This window comes from Streptomyces sp. MK7 (genome assembly GCF_032658145.1).
Taxonomy (GTDB): Bacteria; Actinomycetota; Actinomycetes; order Streptomycetales; family Streptomycetaceae; genus Streptomyces; species Streptomyces spiralis.
In genome coordinates, this window is sequence record NZ_JAVACL010000013.1 from 110,903 (window position 1) to 127,890 (window position 16,988).

Here is a 16,988-nt window from a genome sequence, read left to right on the forward strand (position 1 = left end):
AACCGCCTCGGTCCCCCCGATGATGTGCCCTCAGGGGAAGGCGCCCTCAGGGGAAGTCGAGTGCGTCCGGGCCGAGGGCCGGAAGGAGTCCCTCGGCCGCGGCGCGGGTGAGCAGCCCGCGGATCGCCGCGTAGCCGTCGGGGCCGAGACCGGCGGTGAACTCGTTGACGTACAGGCCGATGTGCTGGTCGGCGACGGCCGGGTCCATCTCCTGGGCGTGCTCCATGACGTACGGCCGGGATGCCTCGGGGTCGTCCCAGGCGGCGCGCACGGACGCCCGGACCGAGTCGGCGAGCCGGGTCAGCGTCTCGGTGCCCAGTGACCGCTTGGCGATGATCGCGCCGAGCGGGATCGGCAGGCCGGTGGTGTCCTCCCAGTGCTCGCCCATGTCGGCGAGCTTGTGCAGGCCGTAGTTCTGGTACGTGAAGCGGGCCTCGTGGATCACCAGTCCGGCGTCCACCTTCCCGTCCCGTACGGCCGGCATGATCTCGTGGAACGGCATGACCACGATCTCACCGACCCCGCCGGGGACGGTGTCCGCCGCCCACAGCCGGAACAGCAGATACGCCGTCGACTTCTCGCTCGGCACGGCGACCGTACGGCCCGTCAGCTCGGCCTGCGGCTCGCGGGTGAGCACCAGCGGCCCGCAGCCCCGGCCCAGCGCGCCGCCGCAGGGCAGCAGCGCGTACTCGCCGAGGACGTAGGGCAGCACGGCGTACGACACCTTCAGCACGTCGAACTCGCCGCGCTCGGCCATGCCGTTGGTGATGTCGATGTCGGCGAACGTGACGTCCAGCGCGGGCGCGTCCGGGACGCGGCCGTGGGCGAGGGCGTCGAAGACGAACGTGTCGTTGGGGCAGGGCGAGTAGGCGATCTGCAGTCGCCGGTGCTCAGAGCTCATGGGGGTTCCAACTCTCCAGTACGGGGGCGATCTTCCCGAAGCCCCCGGTCAGGGCGGTCAGGGCGGCGCCGATCCGCCAGGCGGCGCGGTCGCGCGGGCCGACGGGGTTGGATACCGCGCGCAGCTCCAGCACGGGCACGCCGTGCGCCGCTGCCGCCTCGGCGACGCCGAAGCCTTCCATGGCCTCGGCGAGGGCGCGGGGATGACGGGCGCGCAGGGCGCCGGCGCGGGCCGCGGTGCCGGTCACGGTCGAGACGGTCAGCACGGTGCCGGCGGCCGCGCCGGTCGCGGCCGCGATCGCCCGTACGAGTGATTCGGGCGGGTGGTGTGTGACGGTGCCGAAGCCGAGCTCGGTCACCGGCAGGAAGCCGTCGCCGGTCTCGGCGCCCAGGTCGGCCGCGGTGATCTCGTCGGCGACGACGAGCGACCCGACGGGCGCGCCGGAGGCCGTACCGGACGCCGTGGACGTCGTGCCGGGGGCCGTCCCGGGGGTCGCGTCCGGCACGAAGCCGCCCGCGATACCGGCGGAGACGACGAGATCGTACGGGTCACCGGTCAGCGCGGCGGCGGTGAGCGCGGTGGCGGTGGAGGCGGCGGCGAGGGCCGGGCCGACCCCGGCGGCGAGCAGGTCGAACAGGCCGGAGCCGGCCGGCCCCGCGAGCCGGTGCAGCATCGCCCCGGGCAGCGGCACCTCCCGCGCGGGCGGCCCGGGGAACGCCTGCGCCACCGCGTCCCGTTCGACCGGGACGGCGGTGGCGACGAGGACGCGTACGGAGGTCACCGAGGGCAGGACCCCGTCAGGAGGCCTTCTGCAGCTTGAAGGACCACACGCCGGTGGTGCCCTTCTCGCCCTCCGCGATGGCCACCCACGTCGAGTTGCCGCTGGCGCCGTACTGGGCGTTGAAGAACACGCTGCCGGGGATGGTCTGGTAGGTCTTCTTGGTGGGCTCGACCAGCGGCTGACCGTTCATCAGGATGGTCCAGCCCTTCTCCGCGATGTCGGGGTCGACACCGAAGCGGACCGTCTCGGCGGTGTCCACCTTGATGGTCTTGTCCGACTTCAGGCACTTCGGCAGGTCGGCGGTCTTGATCGCCTTGCCGTCGTTGTAGCAGGTGGCTTCCGAGTGCACCGAGTCGTCGCCGACGGTGATCGTGGCGATCGGCGTCGGCTTGGAGCAGGCCGACAGGGCAAGCAGTCCGGCGGATACGGCACCGGCGGCGGCGACGGCGCGGCGGCGTCGCACAGCGGATTGCAGCGAGGTCATGGCCGAAGGCTATCGGGCACCTCCAGCAGCCCGCCCACGCGGGGGTACGGCGTGCCGCGCCCCGACCGGCCGTCCGACACCACGGCCGCACGTTCGGGCTGTCCCGGAGCGGGTGGGCGCACGAGTGGTCGGGCCGTCCCGGAGCGGCCGGCATACGGGCCGGACCACGTGGCGGGGGCGGAAGCCGGAGGCCGACCATGCGGGGTGCGGCGAGCGGGTGCGGTGCCACCGCGTGCCGCGCGGTCAGGTCCTGGGTTGTGCGCCGCCGCGCGGTCAGGTCGCCTTGCGGCGGGCGGTGCGCGGGGTCGGGTCGGTATGGGGCGGTGGTGCGCGGGGTCGGGCCGCCTCGCGGTGGGCCGGGTGCCGGCAGCCGCTGGTGTGGAGGGGGGTGTCGTGCGGCCGGCGGGCGGAGTGCCGTCGCGCTCCGCGCGGTCAGGTCGCCTTGCGGCGGGCGGTGCCCGCGGTCGGGCCGCCTTGCGGTGGTCGGTGCGTGCGGTCAGACCGCGTTGCGGCGGGTGGCGCGCGTGGTCGGGCCACCCTGGGCGGGCGCCATGCGGGGGCGGGGCACCTGGCGGTGCGTGGTCGGGGCGTCGTCCTGGGGCGGGGTGGGCCGCGGGTGGTCAGGTCGGCTTGGGGTGGGTGGCGTCCTTGTGGCGGGCCGAGGTCAGCAGGCCGCGGACCGTGGGGATCCAGCCGGCGGCGACGATCGCGGCGCCCACCGACAGGCCCAGCACCCCGTTGAGAGGCAGCACGATGCCGATCGCCCCGCCGAACACCCAGGCCATCTGCAGCAGCGTCTCGGAGCGTGCGAACGCCGATGTGCGCACCAGCTCCGGCACGTCCCGCTGGATCAGCGCGTCCAGCGACAACTTGGCCAGCGCTTGCCCGAACCCGGCGATCGCGGCCAGACAGATCACCAGGAACGCCCCGAAGAGAACCGCCGCCGCGATCGCCGCGCCCAGCACGATCGCGACGACCGTCACGACGATGATCTCGGGGGCCCGCGACCGCAGCCACGCTCCGACCGCCGTGCCGAGCGCGTTGCCCGCTCCCGCCGCGACCCCCACTATGCCCAGCGACACCGCCGCGCTCTGACCGGCTAGGGGATGCTCCCGCAGCAGGAAGGCGAGGAAGAAGATCAGGAAGCCGGACAGGCAGCGCAGGGCGGCGTTGGCGGCGAGGGCGTGCGTGACGGCCGTGCCGACGGTGCGCAGCCCGGGCCGCCTGGGCGGCCTGCGGCGCGGCCCGTGCGGGCGCTGCTCGTCCGCCGAGAGCAGCGCCCGGTCCTCGCCCTTGGCCGAGTCGACCTTCGGCGGCAGGGAGAAGGACAGGAATGTCCCCGCGACGAAGATCACAAAGGCGCCGTAGAGCGGCCAGCGGGGACCGAGCAGATGCAGCCCCGCCCCGACCGGCGCGGCCACCCCGGTGGCGAGCAGCCCGCCGAGCGTCACCCGCGAGTTCGCCTTCACCAGGGAGAACCGCGGCGGCAGCAGCCGTGGCACGACCGCGCTCCGGACCACCCCGTAGGCCTTGGACGCCACCAGGACGCCCAGCGCCGCCGGATACAGCTCCAGGCTGCCGCTGGCCGCCGCGCCCGCGATGATCAGCGCGAGCAGCGCCCGGGCGAGCATCGCGGCGGCCATCGCGGCGCGCCGGCCGTGCGGCAGCCGGTCCAGCAGCGGACCGATCACCGGCGCGAGCACCGTGAACGGCGCCATGGTGATGGCGAGGTAGAGCGCGACCCGGCCGCGGGCCTCGTCGGTGGGGACCGAGAAGAAGACGGTGGAGGCGAGCGCGACGGTGATCATGACGTCCCCGGCGCCGTTCACCGCGTGCAGCTCGATCAGCTTGCCCAGCCCGGACTCGCCCGCGCCGTGCGCGTGGGTGACCCGGCGGATGCCGCGGACCATCCCCGTGACCGGACGGCGCAGGGCACGGCCGACCGCGCGGACGGACCCGCCGAACCGGCCCGAACCACTGCCCCGGCTGCTGCCCCCGTTCAACCCCTCGGGCTCTCCGAGCCCGGCGGTCTCCTGAGGCGTCCTCGCGGCTGCCACCCCGTCATAGTGCCCCGAGACGGCCGCAAGTAGCGCCATTACGGCACGGATCGGGTCGACCGGCCCCCGACGGGCCCAGCCCCGCGCCCCCGGAAACCGCTCGTCGGCCGATGACGAGGCAACCGCCGGTGTAGGCCCAGCGGCGGCGAGAAGGTAGCGTGCGTAGCGCGCCGTGGCGAACGTTCTCGGCCGCGCGCCTTACGTGCATACCGCAGAATGGATGACGTAGGTGCGCCCGAGCGCGATCGGGCGCGGACGTCGACGCGGTCCACGGGTCCGCTCCGCCCGCCCCGCCGCCTTCAGGCCGGCGCACCCGGAAGACGGCGTAGGAGAGAAGCGATACCTGTGAGCGCAGCGAGCACGCGAAGCCGCACCCCCGACCGCCTGTGCGCCGAGGCCGTCGACCTCGCCCGCTCCGCAGCCGAGGAGGTGGCCGCGCCCGGCGTCGTCGGCGAGCACGCGGGCCTGGTCTCCGAGGGTGACCGCGTCGTCACGCACTTCTTCGAGTGCAAGGAGCTCGGCTACCGGGGCTGGCGCTGGGCGGTGACGGTGGCCCGCGCCTCCCGCGCGAAGATCGTCACCCTGGACGAGGCCGTCCTGCTGCCCGGCCCCGACGCGCTGCTCGCCCCCGAGTGGGTGCCGTGGAGCGAGCGGCTGCGCCCCGGCGACATGGGCCCCGGCGACCTGCTGCCCACCGACGCCGAGGACCTCCGCCTGGAGCCCGGTTTCTCCGGCCAGGACGAGCCCACGCCGAACGCCGCCGTCTCCGCCGACATGGCCGAACTGGTCGAGGCCGAGGACGCCGACGTCACCGCCGGCCCGCCGAAGAACCTGCCCGCGGCACCCTCGCGCGGCTCCATCGCGGCGGTCGCCGAGGAACTGGGCATGCGCCGCGCCCGGGTCCTGTCCCGCTACGGCCTGCATGTCGCCGCCGACCGCTGGGAGGAGTCGTACGGCGCGAAGACCCCGATGGCGCAGGCGGCCCCGGCGTCCTGCGTGACCTGCGGCTTCCTGATGCCGATCGGCGGCTCCCTGGGGCAGGCCTTCGGGGTGTGCGCCAACGAGTTCTCCCCGGCCGACGGGCGTGTGGTGTCCCTGACGTACGGCTGCGGCGGGCACTCCGAGGCCGCGGTCATGCCGAAGCCGCCCCAGCCGGCTCCGCCGGTGATCGACGAGACGCGGGTGGACCCGTTCCCGCTGCGGCCGGCCAAGGACTCCGGCTCGGTGCCCGACGTCTCCGACGAGGATGCGGCGGAGCTGGGGCACTCGTAGGCTCGGTGCGCTTTCTTCTGCGGGTGCGTCTCCGCGGGTGCGTCGTGGCTCGTGTCCCTGCGGGCTCTGCCCCAGACCCCCGTCGGCCTTGACGGCCTCGTCCTCAAGCGCCGGACGGGCTGCTTTCTCGTGAGGAGAATGAACAACGTGAGCATGTTGGTGCAGCCGTCCGCCGGAGGCGACCCGTTCGGGAGCGTGCGTCTGCGGCGCGGCGTGCTGGACGCCTGGGCGGCCAGCCCGGCCCGGTTCCGCGAGGACGCCAACGCCGAGGAGGACCTGGTCCTCGGCGGCTACCGGGACCGCCTCGTGGTCGAGCTGGCGCAGAACGCCGCCGACGCCGCCGCCCGCGCGGGCGTGCCCGGCCGGCTGCGCCTCACGCTGCGCGACGGCGTCCTCCTCGCCGCCAACACCGGCGCCCCGCTGGACGCGACCGGCGTGGAGTCGCTGTCGACGCTGCGCGCCTCCGCCAAGCGGGACACCGCCGGCGCGGCGGCACCCTCCGTGGGCCGTTTCGGCGTCGGCTTCGCCGCCGTCCTCGCCGTCACCGACGAGCCCGCGGTCGTCGGCCGGCACGGCGGGGTGCGCTGGTCCCTGGCCGAGGCCCGCGACCTGGCCGAGGAGACCGCCCGGCACAGCCCCGGGCTCGGCGACGAGATCCGCCGCCGCGACGGGCACGTACCGCTGCTGCGGCTCCCGTTCGCCGCCGAGGGCACCGCCCCCGACCCCTACGACACGGTCGTCATCCTGCCCTTGCGCGACACGGCCGCCGCCGACCTCGCCGAACGGCTGCTGCACGCCGTCGACGACGCCCTGCTCCTCGCCCTGCCCGGGCTGGAGGAGGTCGTGGTGGAGATCGGCGACGAAGGCCCGCGCACCCTGAGCCGCCGCACCGACGGCGCGTTCACCGTCGTGGAGGACTCGCGCGACGGCATCACCCACTGGCGCACCTCCTCCGCCCACGGCCCCCTCACCGCCGACCTGCTGGCCGGCCGGCCGGTGGAGGAGCGGCTCCGCCCGTACTGGTCGGTCACCTGGGCCGTGCCCGTCGACGCCTACGGCAATCCGGTGCGCCCGCGCACCAGCCCCGTGGTGCACGCGCCCACCCCGAGCGACGAACCGCTGGGCGTCCCGGCGCTGCTCATCGCCTCGTTCCCGCTGGACAGCACCCGCCGGCACACCGCGCCCGGACCGCTCACCGACTTCCTGGTGCAGCGCGCGGCCGACGCCTACGCCGGGCTCCTCGCCGAGTGGCGGCCGGTGGCCGAGGGCGTGATCGACCTCGTGCCCGGCCCGCTGGGCAAGGGCGAGCTGGACGGCGCGCTGCGGCAGGCGGTCCTGGAGCGGCTGCCGCGCACCTCGTTCCTGCCGCCCGCCGTCCCGCCCAGGGCGCACGAGACCGATCTGCCCGAGTCGCTGCGGCCCCGGGACGCCGAGGTGGTCGAGGGCGCGGGCGCCGACACCGTGCGGGTCCTCGCCGAGGTGCTGCCCACCCTGCTGCCCGCCGGGCTGGAGCGGCGCGTGGAGCTGCGCACGCTGGGCGTGGCCCGGCTGCCGCTGACCGACGCCATCGACCGGCTGGCCGGCCTGGAGAAGGAACCGGGCTGGTGGCAGCGGCTGTACGACAGCCTGGCGGGCGTCGACCCCGACCGGCTCTCCGGACTGCCGGTGCCCCTCGCCGACGGCCGTACGACGATCGGCCCCCGTCAGGTGCTGCTGCCCACCCCGGACGCCGCCCCGGCCGACCCCGAGGTGCTGGCCCGGCTCGGGCTGAAGGTCGCCCATCCCGACGCCGCCCACCCGGTTCTGGAGAAGCTCGGCGCCCTGCCCGCGACGCCGCGCGCGGTGCTCACCACCCCGCAGGTGCGGGCCGCGGTCGCCGCCTCCCTCGACGAGGACGCCGGCGGCTGGGACGAGGACACCCCGGACGCCGAGGAACTCGCCGACACCGTGCTCACCCTGGTCCGGGACGCGGGTCTGGAGCCCGGCGACGAGCCGTGGCTCGGCGCGCTCGCCCTGCCCGACGAGGACGGCGAGCTCGCCCCGGCCGGTGAACTGGTCTTCCCCGGCGGCCCGTTCGCGCAGGTCATGAGCGAGGGCGAAGTCCCGGCCGTGGACCCCGAACTGGCCGGGAAGTGGGGCGAGCGGCCGCTCGCCGCCTGCGGGGTCCTGGTGGACTTCGCGCTCGTCCGGGCCACGGACGTCGTCCTCGACCCGGACGAACTGGAGCCGCGCGAGGGCGACTTCCCCGAACCGGACGACCCCGGACTGCTCGACGCCGTCGACGTGTGGTGCGAGGACGTCCTGGACCGCTTCCCGGACACCCCGGTGCCGCCGGTGGCCACCGAGATCGTCGCCGTGCGCGACCTGGACCTCGTCGACGACGACCAGTGGCCCCGAGCCCTGGCGCTGCTGTCCCGGCCGCCGCTGCGGGACGCAATCGTCCAGCCGGTGCGGATCCTGCTGCCGGACGGCACCCACGAGGTCGTACGGCCGTACACCGCGTGGTGGCTGCGCGGGCACCCGGTGCTCGGCGGGCGCCGCCCGGCCGGCCTGCGCGCCGCCGGCTCCGACCCGCTGCTGCGCGGCCTGTACGACGAGGCCGACGCCACCGGCTTCGACGACGAGCAGGTGCTGCGCGCGCTGGGTGTGCGCACGTCCGTCGCCGCGTTGCTCGACGAACCGGGCGGCGCCGCGGAACTCCTCGACCGGCTCGCCGACCCCGAGCGGCCGGTGACCTCCGCGCAGCTGCACGCGCTCTACGGCGCGCTGGCCGACCTGGATCCGGAGCAGGTGACGCTGCCCGACGAGCTGCGGGCCGTGGTCGACGGACGGATCGAGGTCGTGGACGCCTCCGACGCCGTGGTGTGCGACTCCCCGGACCTGCTGCCGTTCACCTCCGGCGTCCCGCTGCTGCCGGTACGGCCGTCACGGGCCGCCGAGCTGGCCGACCTGTTCCAGGTGCGGCGGCTGAGCGAGTCCGTCACCGGGTCCGTGGACTCCGAGGGCACCGAGCACGACGTACCGGACGCGGTACGGGCCCTGCTCGGCCCGCGCACGCCCGCCACGTACGTCGAGCACGAGGAACTCGTCGTCGACGGCACCGAGTTGGACTGGCGTCTCACCTCCGACGGCGTCCTGCACGCGGCCACCCTGGAGGGCGTGGCCGCCGGTCTCGCCTGGGCGTCGGGCCAGTGGCCCCGCCGCTTCGAGGTGGCCGCCCTGCTGGAGGACCCGACCCGCACGGAGGAACTGGCCCGCGACCGCTGGTTCGACTGAGACCCTGAGTTTCGCTGGCCATGTGGTGGTTGGGGTGGGTGGCCCCTGTAAGGGCGGCCCCCGGCGCGTGTCCAGGGGTGGCGGCGCCGAGTGTGGGTGGGTGGTTCCGGTGGGGGCGGCCCCCCGGCGCGTGTCCTGGGGTGGCGGCGCCGAGTGTGGGTGGGTGGTTCCGGTGGGGGCGGCCCGCCTGCGCGTGCCCAGGGACGTAGGCCCCGGGACTGCTGGGTCTGGGCAATGGGCATGCCAAGGGATGCGCATGGGGCGACAAAATCCGGGGGCGGGGCCGCAACCCTTGCCATCGCTCCCGGATCTGATCACCCGAGTCAAAGGACTCCTAGATCACTTCTCCAGCTTGGGGAACCCCATGCGCATTCGAGCCACCGTGGCCGCCGTCTGCGGCGCCCTGGCCCTCACCGCCCTCACCGGCCCGGCCGCCCAGGCCACCGGGTCCACTCCCGCCACCGGGACGGACGGCACGCCGTACACCCTGAACGTCGGCTTCTCGAACTTCAAGATCGCCTCGAAGGTCAAGGTCGGCACCTACTACAAGGTCAGCACCACCGTCACCTACACGCTGACCCACGGTGCGGACGTCAACATCGCCGCGAAGGACTTCTACACCGACCCGTTCATCTACCGCGGGTCCTTCGACGACCCCACCAAGGAGTTCTACGGCGACAACCCGGCCACCTGCACGGCCACGTCGTCGACCACCGCCAGCTGCAAGGGCACCATCGACTTCTACCCGGCCGACGGTGACCTGAAGAGCGCGGACGCCGGCAGCTGGACGGCCGCCGCCGAGGCGATCGCCTTCAACGGCCAGGACCCCGCCAACCCGGCGGACATGAGCAAGATCGGCTACAAGGACCAGGACAAGCTCGGCACCACGCTGCTGCAGCGCGTCTCCAAGCTCACCACCGACGCCTCGCCGGAGCCGGTGAAGAAGGGCGGGACCATCACGGTCACCGGTACCCTCACCCGGGCGAGCTGGGACTACCTCAAGTACTACGGCTATTCCGGCCAGTCGGTGAAGCTTCAGTTCCGCAAGGCGGGCACCAGCACCTACACCACGCTCAAGACCGTGACGACGGACTCCTCCGGCCGTCTGAAGGCCACGGTCACCGCCTCCGCCGACGGCTACTTCCGCTACAGCTTCGGCGGCACCTCGACCACCGCGGCGGTCAGCGCCACGGGCGACTACGTCGACGTGCAGTAGGCACACCTCAGGCGGGGAAGCGGCGGCCGACCCGCTTCCACAGGAACTCCAGGACGATCGCCGCGCCGACGGCGGTGCCCACCGCGAGCCAGGGCATCGCCGTCCCCACCAGCCGCAGCGCGAAGAAGTGCTGGAGCGCGGGCACGGCCAGCACGCACAGGAACGCCACGCCCATCGCGGCCACCAGCGCCATCCGCCACCAGGTGTAGGGGCGGGCGATGATCGCCAGCACCCACATCGAGACCAGGAAGAGCGTGAGCGTGGCCGCGCTGGTCTCCGCGTCGAGCGACTCGGGCCCGGTGTAGTGCCGGCGGGCGATCAGATACGTCACGAACGTCGCCACGGCCGCCACCAGTCCGCCGGGCACCGCGTAGCGCATGACCCGCCGTACGAAGTGCGGCCGGGCCCGTTCCGTGTTCGGGGCGAAGGCCAGGAAGAAGGCGGGGACGCCGATGGTGAGGGTGGACAGCAGGGTCAGGTGCCGGGGCAGGAACGGGTACTCCACCTGCGAGCACACCACCAGCACGGCCAGCAGCACCGAGTAGACCGTCTTGACCAGGAACAGGGTCGCCACCCGGGTGATGTTGCCGATCACCCGCCGCCCCTCCGCGACCACCGACGGCAGCACGGCGAAGCTGTTGTCCAGCAGCACGATCTGCGCGACCGCCCGGGTGGCCTCCGAACCCGAGCCCATCGACACGCCTATGTCGGCGTCCTTCAGGGCGAGGACGTCGTTCACGCCGTCACCGGTCATCGCGACCGTGTGACCGCGCGACTGGAGTGCGCCCACCATGTCCCGCTTCTGCTGCGGGGTGACCCGCCCGAACACGGTCCCCTCGTCCAGCTCCCGCGCCATCGCCTCCCGCTCGGCGGGCAGCCGGCGGGCGTCGACGGCGGAACCGGCGAGACCCACCTTGGCGGCCACCGCGCCCACGGAGACCGCGTTGTCACCGGAGATGACCTTGGCGTGGACGTTCTGCTCGGCGAAGTAGCGCAGAGTGTCGGCGGCGTCGGACCGCAACCGCTGATCCAGCACGACGAGCGCGGCGGGCACGGCGTCGCGGGCGACGTCGGGGTCGTCCAGCTCGCGGGCGGCACGAGCGAGCAGCAGGACGCGCAGGCCCCGCTCGTTCAGCAGCCCGGTCTCGGCGAGGGCGGGGGCATCGGCGGGCAGGAGGACGTCCGGGGCACCCAGCAGCCACGTACTGGACTCGCCGTTGCTTTCGCTGAAGCTGGCCCCGCTGTACTTGCGGGCGGAGGAGAAGGGCAGCGACTCCACGCACCGCCACTCCTCGCTGTCCGGGCAGGCGTCGATGATCGCCTGAAGGGAGGCGTTCGGGCGCGGGTCGGACTCGCCGAGGGCGCCGAGGACCTGGCGTACGTACGACTCGTCGTGGCCGTTCAGCATCCTCAGCTCGGTGAGGTCCATGCCGCCCTCGGTGAGGGTGCCGGTCTTGTCCAGGCAGACGGTGTCGACGCGGGCCAGCCCCTCGATGGCGGGCAGCTCCTGGACCAGGCACTGCTTGCGGCCCAGGCGGATCACACCGATGGCGAAGGCGACGGAGGTGAGCAGGACCAGCCCCTCGGGGACCATGGGGACGATGCCGCCGACGGTGCGGGCCAGGGAGTCCTTCAGGTCGGTGTCCTTGACCACGAGCTGGCTGATGACGAGGCCGACGGCGGTCGGGACCATCATCCACGTCACGTACTTGAGGATGGTCGAGATGCCGGTGCGCAGCTCGGAGCGGACCAGGGTGAAGCGGGAGGCCTCCTCGGCGAGCCGGGCGGCGTAGGCCTCGCGGCCGACCCGGGTGGCCTGGAAGGCGCCGCCGCCGGCGACGACGAAGCTGCCGGACATGACGTGGTCGCCGGGCCGCTTGACGACGGGGTCGGCCTCGCCGGTGAGCAGCGACTCGTCGATCTCCAGCCTGTCGGCCTCGACGCAGGCGCCGTCGACGGCCACCTTGTCCCCCGGCCCGACCTCGATCACGTCGTCGAGGACGATCTCGGAGGTGGAGATCGCGACGGCGGTGCCGTCGCGGCGGACCGTGGGGCGGGCCTCGCCGATGACGGCGAGCGAGTCGAGGGTCTGCTTGGCCCGCCACTCCTGGAGGATCCCGATGCCGGTGTTGGCGAGGATCACGAAGCCGAAGAGGCTGTCCTGGATCGGGGCGACGCACAGCATGATCAGCCAGAGCACGCCGATGATCGCGTTGAAGCGGGTGAGGACGTTCGCGCGGACGATGTCGGCGAGTGAGCGGCTGCTGCGCACCGGTACGTCGTTGACCTCGCCGCGGGCGAGACGCTCGGCGACCTCGGCACGGGTCAGTCCCCCCGCCCGCGTCACCCGCGTCGGCGGGACGGGAAAGGGCACGGGGACGGGGTGCACGGGGTCGAGTTCCGCGCCCGCGTCGGTGTGGGCCATGCAACCGACGGTACGTGCGGACGCGCGCCTTGACTCGTTGACCTTCGCCCGCCTGCCCGCCCCTCTCGGCGGGGACAGGGGTGGCCGTCCCTGGGGCTGCGGCCCAGTGCCCGGGCGGGGCTGCGCCCCAGACCCCGGCAGGGGCCGCGTCCCCTGCAGCAACCCCTTCGCTCAGTCCCGGCGGGGCGGGGCCTGTTCCGCCGACGCCGGGCGTTGCGCGCGGGGCGTTTCGCCGGCGGAGGCCGCTCGCTTGATCGCCGCGTCGCGCTTGCGGACGTACCAGATGCCGATCAGGCCGAGGCCGGCGCCGGTCAGGCAGGTCCAGAGCCACCAGGTGCGGCCGTGGTCGGCGAACCAGCCGTAGAAGGGGAGCTGGACCAGGAAGAGGACGAACCAGACGATCGTGCCGCCGGTGATGGTGGCGACCACGGGGCCCTCCAGGGGCTCCGGCGCCTCGTGCTTGGGGGTCCACTTCGCCATGGGCTCAGCTTACGGCCCGCCACCGGCCCGGGAGGCCCGGCCCCGAGCCCACCTCCGAGCCCGTGCCCGAGCCCGTCCTCGAGCTCCTGTGACCCATGGGTCTACGCGCGGAGATTAGCCTTTTCGGCTTCATATGTTCATACTGAAACAGTCTGAGTCTGGCCGCTTCTCTTCGTACGAAAGCCCAACAGAAACGTGGGGGAGACCTGTTGGTGATCGAAGACGGCAAGACTCGATCACGTTTGACCCCCGTTCCACCTCCGGTAGTCCCGTACTTCCCGCATCCCTGAGGTCACTTGCATGTCCACCTCGGCCACCGCCAAGGTCCCCGCCCCCGAGAAGCCGGGAACGCCGCCCGCGTACGGCGCCCTCGACCGCTACTTCAAGATCTCCGAGCGAGGCAGCTCCCTGCCCCGTGAGATCCGAGGCGGCTTCGCCACCTTCTTCGCGATGGCCTACATCATCGTGCTGAACCCGATCATCCTCGGCAGCGCGAAGGACATGTACGGGCACCAGCTCGACAACGGCCAGCTCGTCACCGCCACCGCCCTGACCGCCGCCTTCACCACCCTGCTCATGGGTGTCATCGGCAACGTGCCGATCGCGCTCGCGGCCGGCCTCGGCGTCAACACCGTCGTCGCACTCCAGCTCGCGCCCCGCATGACCTGGCCCGACGCCATGGGCATGGTCGTCCTCGCCGGGTTCGTCGTGATGCTGCTCGTCGCCTCCGGGCTGCGCGAGCGCGTCATGAACGCCGTGCCGCTCGGCCTGCGCAAGGGCATCTCCATCGGCATCGGTCTGTTCATCATGCTGATCGGCCTCGTCGACTCCGGCTTCGTCTCCCGGATCCCGGACGCCGCCCACACCACCGTCCCGCTCCAGCTGGGCGCCGACGGTCACCTCAACGGCTGGCCGGTCCTCGTCTTCGTCCTGGGCGTGCTGCTCACGCTCGCCCTCATCGTGCGCAAGGTGCCCGGCGCGATCCTGATCTCGATCGTCGCGATGACCGTCGTCGCGGTCGTGATCAACGCCGTCACCCACATCCCGTCCTGGGGCCTGACCACCCCGAAGTGGCCCGGCAACCCCGTGTCCACCCCCGACTTCGGCCTGATCGGCAAGGTCAGCCTGTTCGGCGGCTTCGACCGGGTCGGCGTACTGACCGGCGTCCTGTTCGTCTTCACCGTGCTGCTGTCCTGCTTCTTCGACGCCATGGGCACGATCATGGGCGTCAGCGACGAGGCCAAGCTGACCGACGCCGAGGGGCAGATGCCGGGCATCAGCAAGGTCCTCTTCGTCGACGGCATCGCCGTCGCCGCCGGTGGCGCCAGCTCCTCCTCGGCCACCACCTGCTTCGTGGAGTCGACGGCGGGCGTCGGCGAGGGGGCGCGCACCGGCTTCGCCAACGTCGTCACCGGCGCGCTGTTCGCCGTGGCGCTCTTCCTCACCCCGGTCGCCACGATGGTCCCGTCCCAGGCGGCCACCCCGGCCCTGGTCGCGGTCGGCTTCCTGATCATGTCCGGTGCGGTCAAGGAGATCGACTGGGCGGACTACACGATCGCCGTCCCGGCCTTCGTGACGATGCTGATGATGCCGTTCACCTACTCGATCACCAACGGCATCGGCATGGGCTTCATCACCTTCGTGGCGCTGCGCCTGGCCGCCGGCCGCGGTCGCGAGGTGCCCGCGGCGATGTACGTGGTGGCGGCGGTGTTCGCCTTCTACTACCTGATGCCGGCCCTGGGCCTGACCTGATCCCGGTGACCGGGGGGAGCCCGGTCGTCGAGGGTGATCCCGGCCGCGGCGGGGGTTCCCGCGGCCGGGGGTCACGGAACCCCGTAGAACCGCTCGGTCTTCTCGACGGCGGCCTGGAACCGCTCGTCGAAGTCATTGCGAATGAGCGTCCGGACGACATAGTCCTGGACGCTCATTCCTCTTTTCGCGGCATGGGACCGGAGCCGTTCGAGCAGCTCGCGGTCCATGCGCAGGCTGAGCACATCGGTTCCCATGCAGTCGAGGGTCGCGGCACACTTCCGCGCGGTGTGTCACGTTCCGCGCGTGGATCACCCATATGAGTGACATTTGTGACCGGTAGTGGTCAGAGTCACCGCACACGTGCGTGTCCCCGGTGGTCTTTAGCGAGAGTAATGAGTTACTCTAAAGAACATGCTGGACCTTAGCCATGGCGACGACGCCGCCGCCGTGAACTCCCTGCGATCCGCCGTGATGCGGTTGTCCCGTCGGCTCAAGCACCAGCGGGTCGACGAATCGCTCAGCCCCACCGAGATGTCGGTGCTGGGCACCCTGTCCAGATGCGGCAGCGCCACGCCGGGCGAGCTCGCCCGCAAGGAGCACGTGCAGCCGCCGTCGATGACCCGCATCGTGGCGCTGCTGGAGGCCAAGGGACTGGTCCGGCTGGAGCCGCACCCCGAGGACCGGCGCCAGAAGGTCGTCACCAGGACCGAGCAGGCCGAGACCATGCTCGAGGAGAGCCGCGGCAAGCGGAACGCCTTCCTGGCCGGCCTGGTCGAGGGCCTCGACGAGGACGAGTGGGCGAAACTGCGCGCGGCCGCCCCCGTGCTGGAAAAGCTCGCGCATCTGTGAAGCACGTCAGCCGGCGAGTGAGCCGCGGGGGCGGATGGAGCACGCCCCCGGAGGCGCACACGCAGCCAGAAGGAGGCGAACCCCTTTGAGTACGGGACCCGGAGCAGCTTCCGCCCCCGCACCGAACCCCTACAACTCCTCGCACACCCACGACTCCCCGAACGCCCCGGACTCCCGGAGATCCCCGGACGTCCCCCGCGCCCCCCGCAAGACCTCGATGTTCAGCTCGCTGAAGATCAGGAACTACCGCCTGTTCTTCCTGGGCCAGGTCGTCTCCAACACCGGCACCTGGATGCAGCGCATCGCCCAGGACTGGCTGGTGCTCTCCCTCACCGGCTCCTCGGCCGCCGTCGGCATCACCACAGCCCTGCAGTTCCTGCCGATGCTGCTCTTCGGCCTCTACGGCGGCGTACTCGTCGACCGTCTGCCCAAGCGGCCCGCGCTGCTGGTCACCCAGTCCTCGATGGCCGTCACCGGCCTGGTGCTCGCCGCGCTCACGCTCACCGGCCACGTCCAGGTCTGGCATGTCTACCTCGCCGCCTTCGCCGTCGGCCTCGCGACCGTCGTCGACAACCCGGCCCGCCAGTCCTTCGTCTCGGAGATGGTCGGCCCGAAGCAGCTGCAGAACGCGGTCAGCCTGAACTCGGCGAACTTCCAGTCCGCCCGCCTGATCGGTCCCGCCGTCGCGGGCCTCATGATCACCGGCGTCGGCACCGGCTGGGCGTTCCTCGCCAACGGCCTGTCCTTCCTCGCCCCGATCGCCGGCCTGCTGCTGATGCGCGCCCGCGAGCTGCATGTGGTCGAACGCGCCCCGCGCGGCAAGGGCCAGCTCCGTGAGGGCCTGCGCTACGTCGCCGGACGCCCCGATCTGATCTGGCCGATCGTCCTGGTCGGCTTCATCGGCACCTTCGGCTTCAACTTCCCGGTGTGGCTGTCGGCGTACGCCGACGACATCTTCCACGCCGGCGCCGGCGGCTACAGCCTCTTCAACACCGTGATGGCGATCGGCTCCCTGATCGGCGCGCTGCTCGCGGCCCGCCGCGGCACCGCCCGGATGCGCGTGCTGATCGCGGCCGCGGCCGCCTTCGGCACCCTGGAGGTCGTGGCCGCGCTGGCCCCGTCGTACTGGCTGTTCGCCCTGCTGATGGCCCCGATCGGCATCTTCGGCCTGACCGTCAACGTCACGGCGAACACCGCGGTGCAGATGGCCACCGACCCCGCCATGCGCGGCCGCGTGATGGCCCTGTTCATGATGGTCTTCGTGGGCGGCACACCGCTCGGCGCACCCGTGGTCGGCTGGGTCACCGACGCCTACGGCGCCCGGACCGGCTTCGCCCTCGGCGGCGCCGTCTCGCTCACCGCCGCGGTCACCATCGGCCTGGCCCTGGCCCGCGTGGGCGGCCTGCGCCTGGCCGTCGGCTGGCACCGCGGCCATCCTCGGGTCCGGTTCGTACCCAAGGAGGAGCTTGCCCCGGCGGCGTGAGGCCGGGGCCGG

The 16,988-nt window shown here is 72.9% G+C and carries 13 protein-coding genes; 6 read left to right on the top strand and 7 right to left on the bottom strand.

Annotated elements, in window-relative coordinates; translation table 11 throughout:
* Positions 1-46: 46 nt before the first annotated feature.
* From R2S09_RS17250 to R2S09_RS17265, 4 genes are all read right to left on the bottom strand, one after another.
* Positions 47-901, bottom strand: a complete 855-nt coding sequence (locus R2S09_RS17250) for a 1,4-dihydroxy-6-naphthoate synthase (RefSeq protein ID WP_306186676.1) — start codon at positions 899-901, stop codon at positions 47-49.
* Positions 891-1,628 carry a futalosine hydrolase gene (locus R2S09_RS17255; RefSeq protein ID WP_372337677.1) on the bottom strand — a complete coding sequence of 246 codons (738 nt, stop codon included), beginning with the start codon at positions 1,626-1,628 and terminating at the stop codon, positions 891-893. The genes R2S09_RS17250 and R2S09_RS17255 overlap by 11 nt, the downstream gene beginning before the upstream one ends.
* 70 nt (positions 1,629-1,698) lie before the next feature.
* Positions 1,699-2,166: a DUF2771 domain-containing protein gene (locus R2S09_RS17260; protein WP_316741887.1), complete on the bottom strand. Its 468-nt coding sequence runs from the start codon at positions 2,164-2,166 to the stop codon at positions 1,699-1,701.
* 620 nt (positions 2,167-2,786) lie between these two features.
* A complete protein-coding gene (locus R2S09_RS17265) occupies positions 2,787-4,223 on the bottom strand; it encodes an MFS transporter (RefSeq protein WP_316741888.1) in 1,437 nt (478 codons plus the stop codon).
* A 345-nt stretch (positions 4,224-4,568) separates the two neighbouring features.
* On the opposite strand from R2S09_RS17265, the gene R2S09_RS17270 reads away from it, so the two are divergent.
* From R2S09_RS17270 to R2S09_RS17280, 3 genes are all read left to right on the top strand, one after another.
* Complete coding sequence (locus R2S09_RS17270) at positions 4,569-5,495, top strand: DUF3027 domain-containing protein (RefSeq protein WP_316741889.1); 927 nt, start codon at positions 4,569-4,571, stop codon at positions 5,493-5,495.
* A 147-nt stretch (positions 5,496-5,642) separates the two neighbouring features.
* Complete coding sequence (locus R2S09_RS17275; RefSeq protein ID WP_316741890.1) at positions 5,643-8,771, top strand: sacsin N-terminal ATP-binding-like domain-containing protein; 3,129 nt, start codon at positions 5,643-5,645, stop codon at positions 8,769-8,771.
* A 364-nt stretch (positions 8,772-9,135) separates the two neighbouring features.
* The gene (locus R2S09_RS17280; protein WP_306186665.1) at positions 9,136-9,987 is read left to right on the top strand and encodes a hypothetical protein; all 852 of its coding nucleotides are present in this window, start codon (positions 9,136-9,138) and stop codon (positions 9,985-9,987) included.
* A gap of 7 nt (positions 9,988-9,994) precedes the next feature.
* Here the strand turns inward: R2S09_RS17280 and R2S09_RS17285 are convergent, their stop codons facing one another.
* The gene (locus tag R2S09_RS17285) at positions 9,995-12,412 is read right to left on the bottom strand and encodes a cation-translocating P-type ATPase (RefSeq protein ID WP_316741891.1); all 2,418 of its coding nucleotides are present in this window, start codon (positions 12,410-12,412) and stop codon (positions 9,995-9,997) included.
* Positions 12,413-12,583: 171 nt separating this feature from the next.
* Positions 12,584-12,892, bottom strand: a complete 309-nt coding sequence (locus tag R2S09_RS17290) for a DUF2530 domain-containing protein (protein ID WP_306186661.1) — start codon at positions 12,890-12,892, stop codon at positions 12,584-12,586.
* Between the two features lie 300 nt (positions 12,893-13,192).
* Between R2S09_RS17290 and R2S09_RS17295 the strand changes: the two genes are divergently transcribed.
* Positions 13,193-14,644 (top strand): NCS2 family permease, encoded by a 1,452-nt coding sequence (locus R2S09_RS17295; protein ID WP_306186659.1) that lies wholly within the window; start codon positions 13,193-13,195, stop codon positions 14,642-14,644.
* A 71-nt stretch (positions 14,645-14,715) separates the two neighbouring features.
* On the opposite strand, the gene R2S09_RS17300 is transcribed toward R2S09_RS17295, so the two are convergent.
* Positions 14,716-14,898 carry a ribbon-helix-helix protein, CopG family gene (locus R2S09_RS17300; RefSeq protein WP_316741893.1) on the bottom strand — a complete coding sequence of 61 codons (183 nt, stop codon included), beginning with the start codon at positions 14,896-14,898 and terminating at the stop codon, positions 14,716-14,718.
* A gap of 157 nt (positions 14,899-15,055) precedes the next feature.
* Between R2S09_RS17300 and R2S09_RS17305 the strand changes: the two genes are divergently transcribed.
* Both R2S09_RS17305 and R2S09_RS17310 read left to right on the top strand, forming a co-directional pair.
* Positions 15,056-15,493: a MarR family transcriptional regulator gene (locus R2S09_RS17305; protein WP_316741895.1), complete on the top strand. Its 438-nt coding sequence runs from the start codon at positions 15,056-15,058 to the stop codon at positions 15,491-15,493.
* 217 nt (positions 15,494-15,710) lie between these two features.
* Positions 15,711-16,976, top strand: coding sequence for an MFS transporter (locus tag R2S09_RS17310; protein WP_372337676.1), 1,266 nt, complete (start codon positions 15,711-15,713; stop codon positions 16,974-16,976).
* The last annotated feature ends 12 nt before the right edge of the window (positions 16,977-16,988 follow it).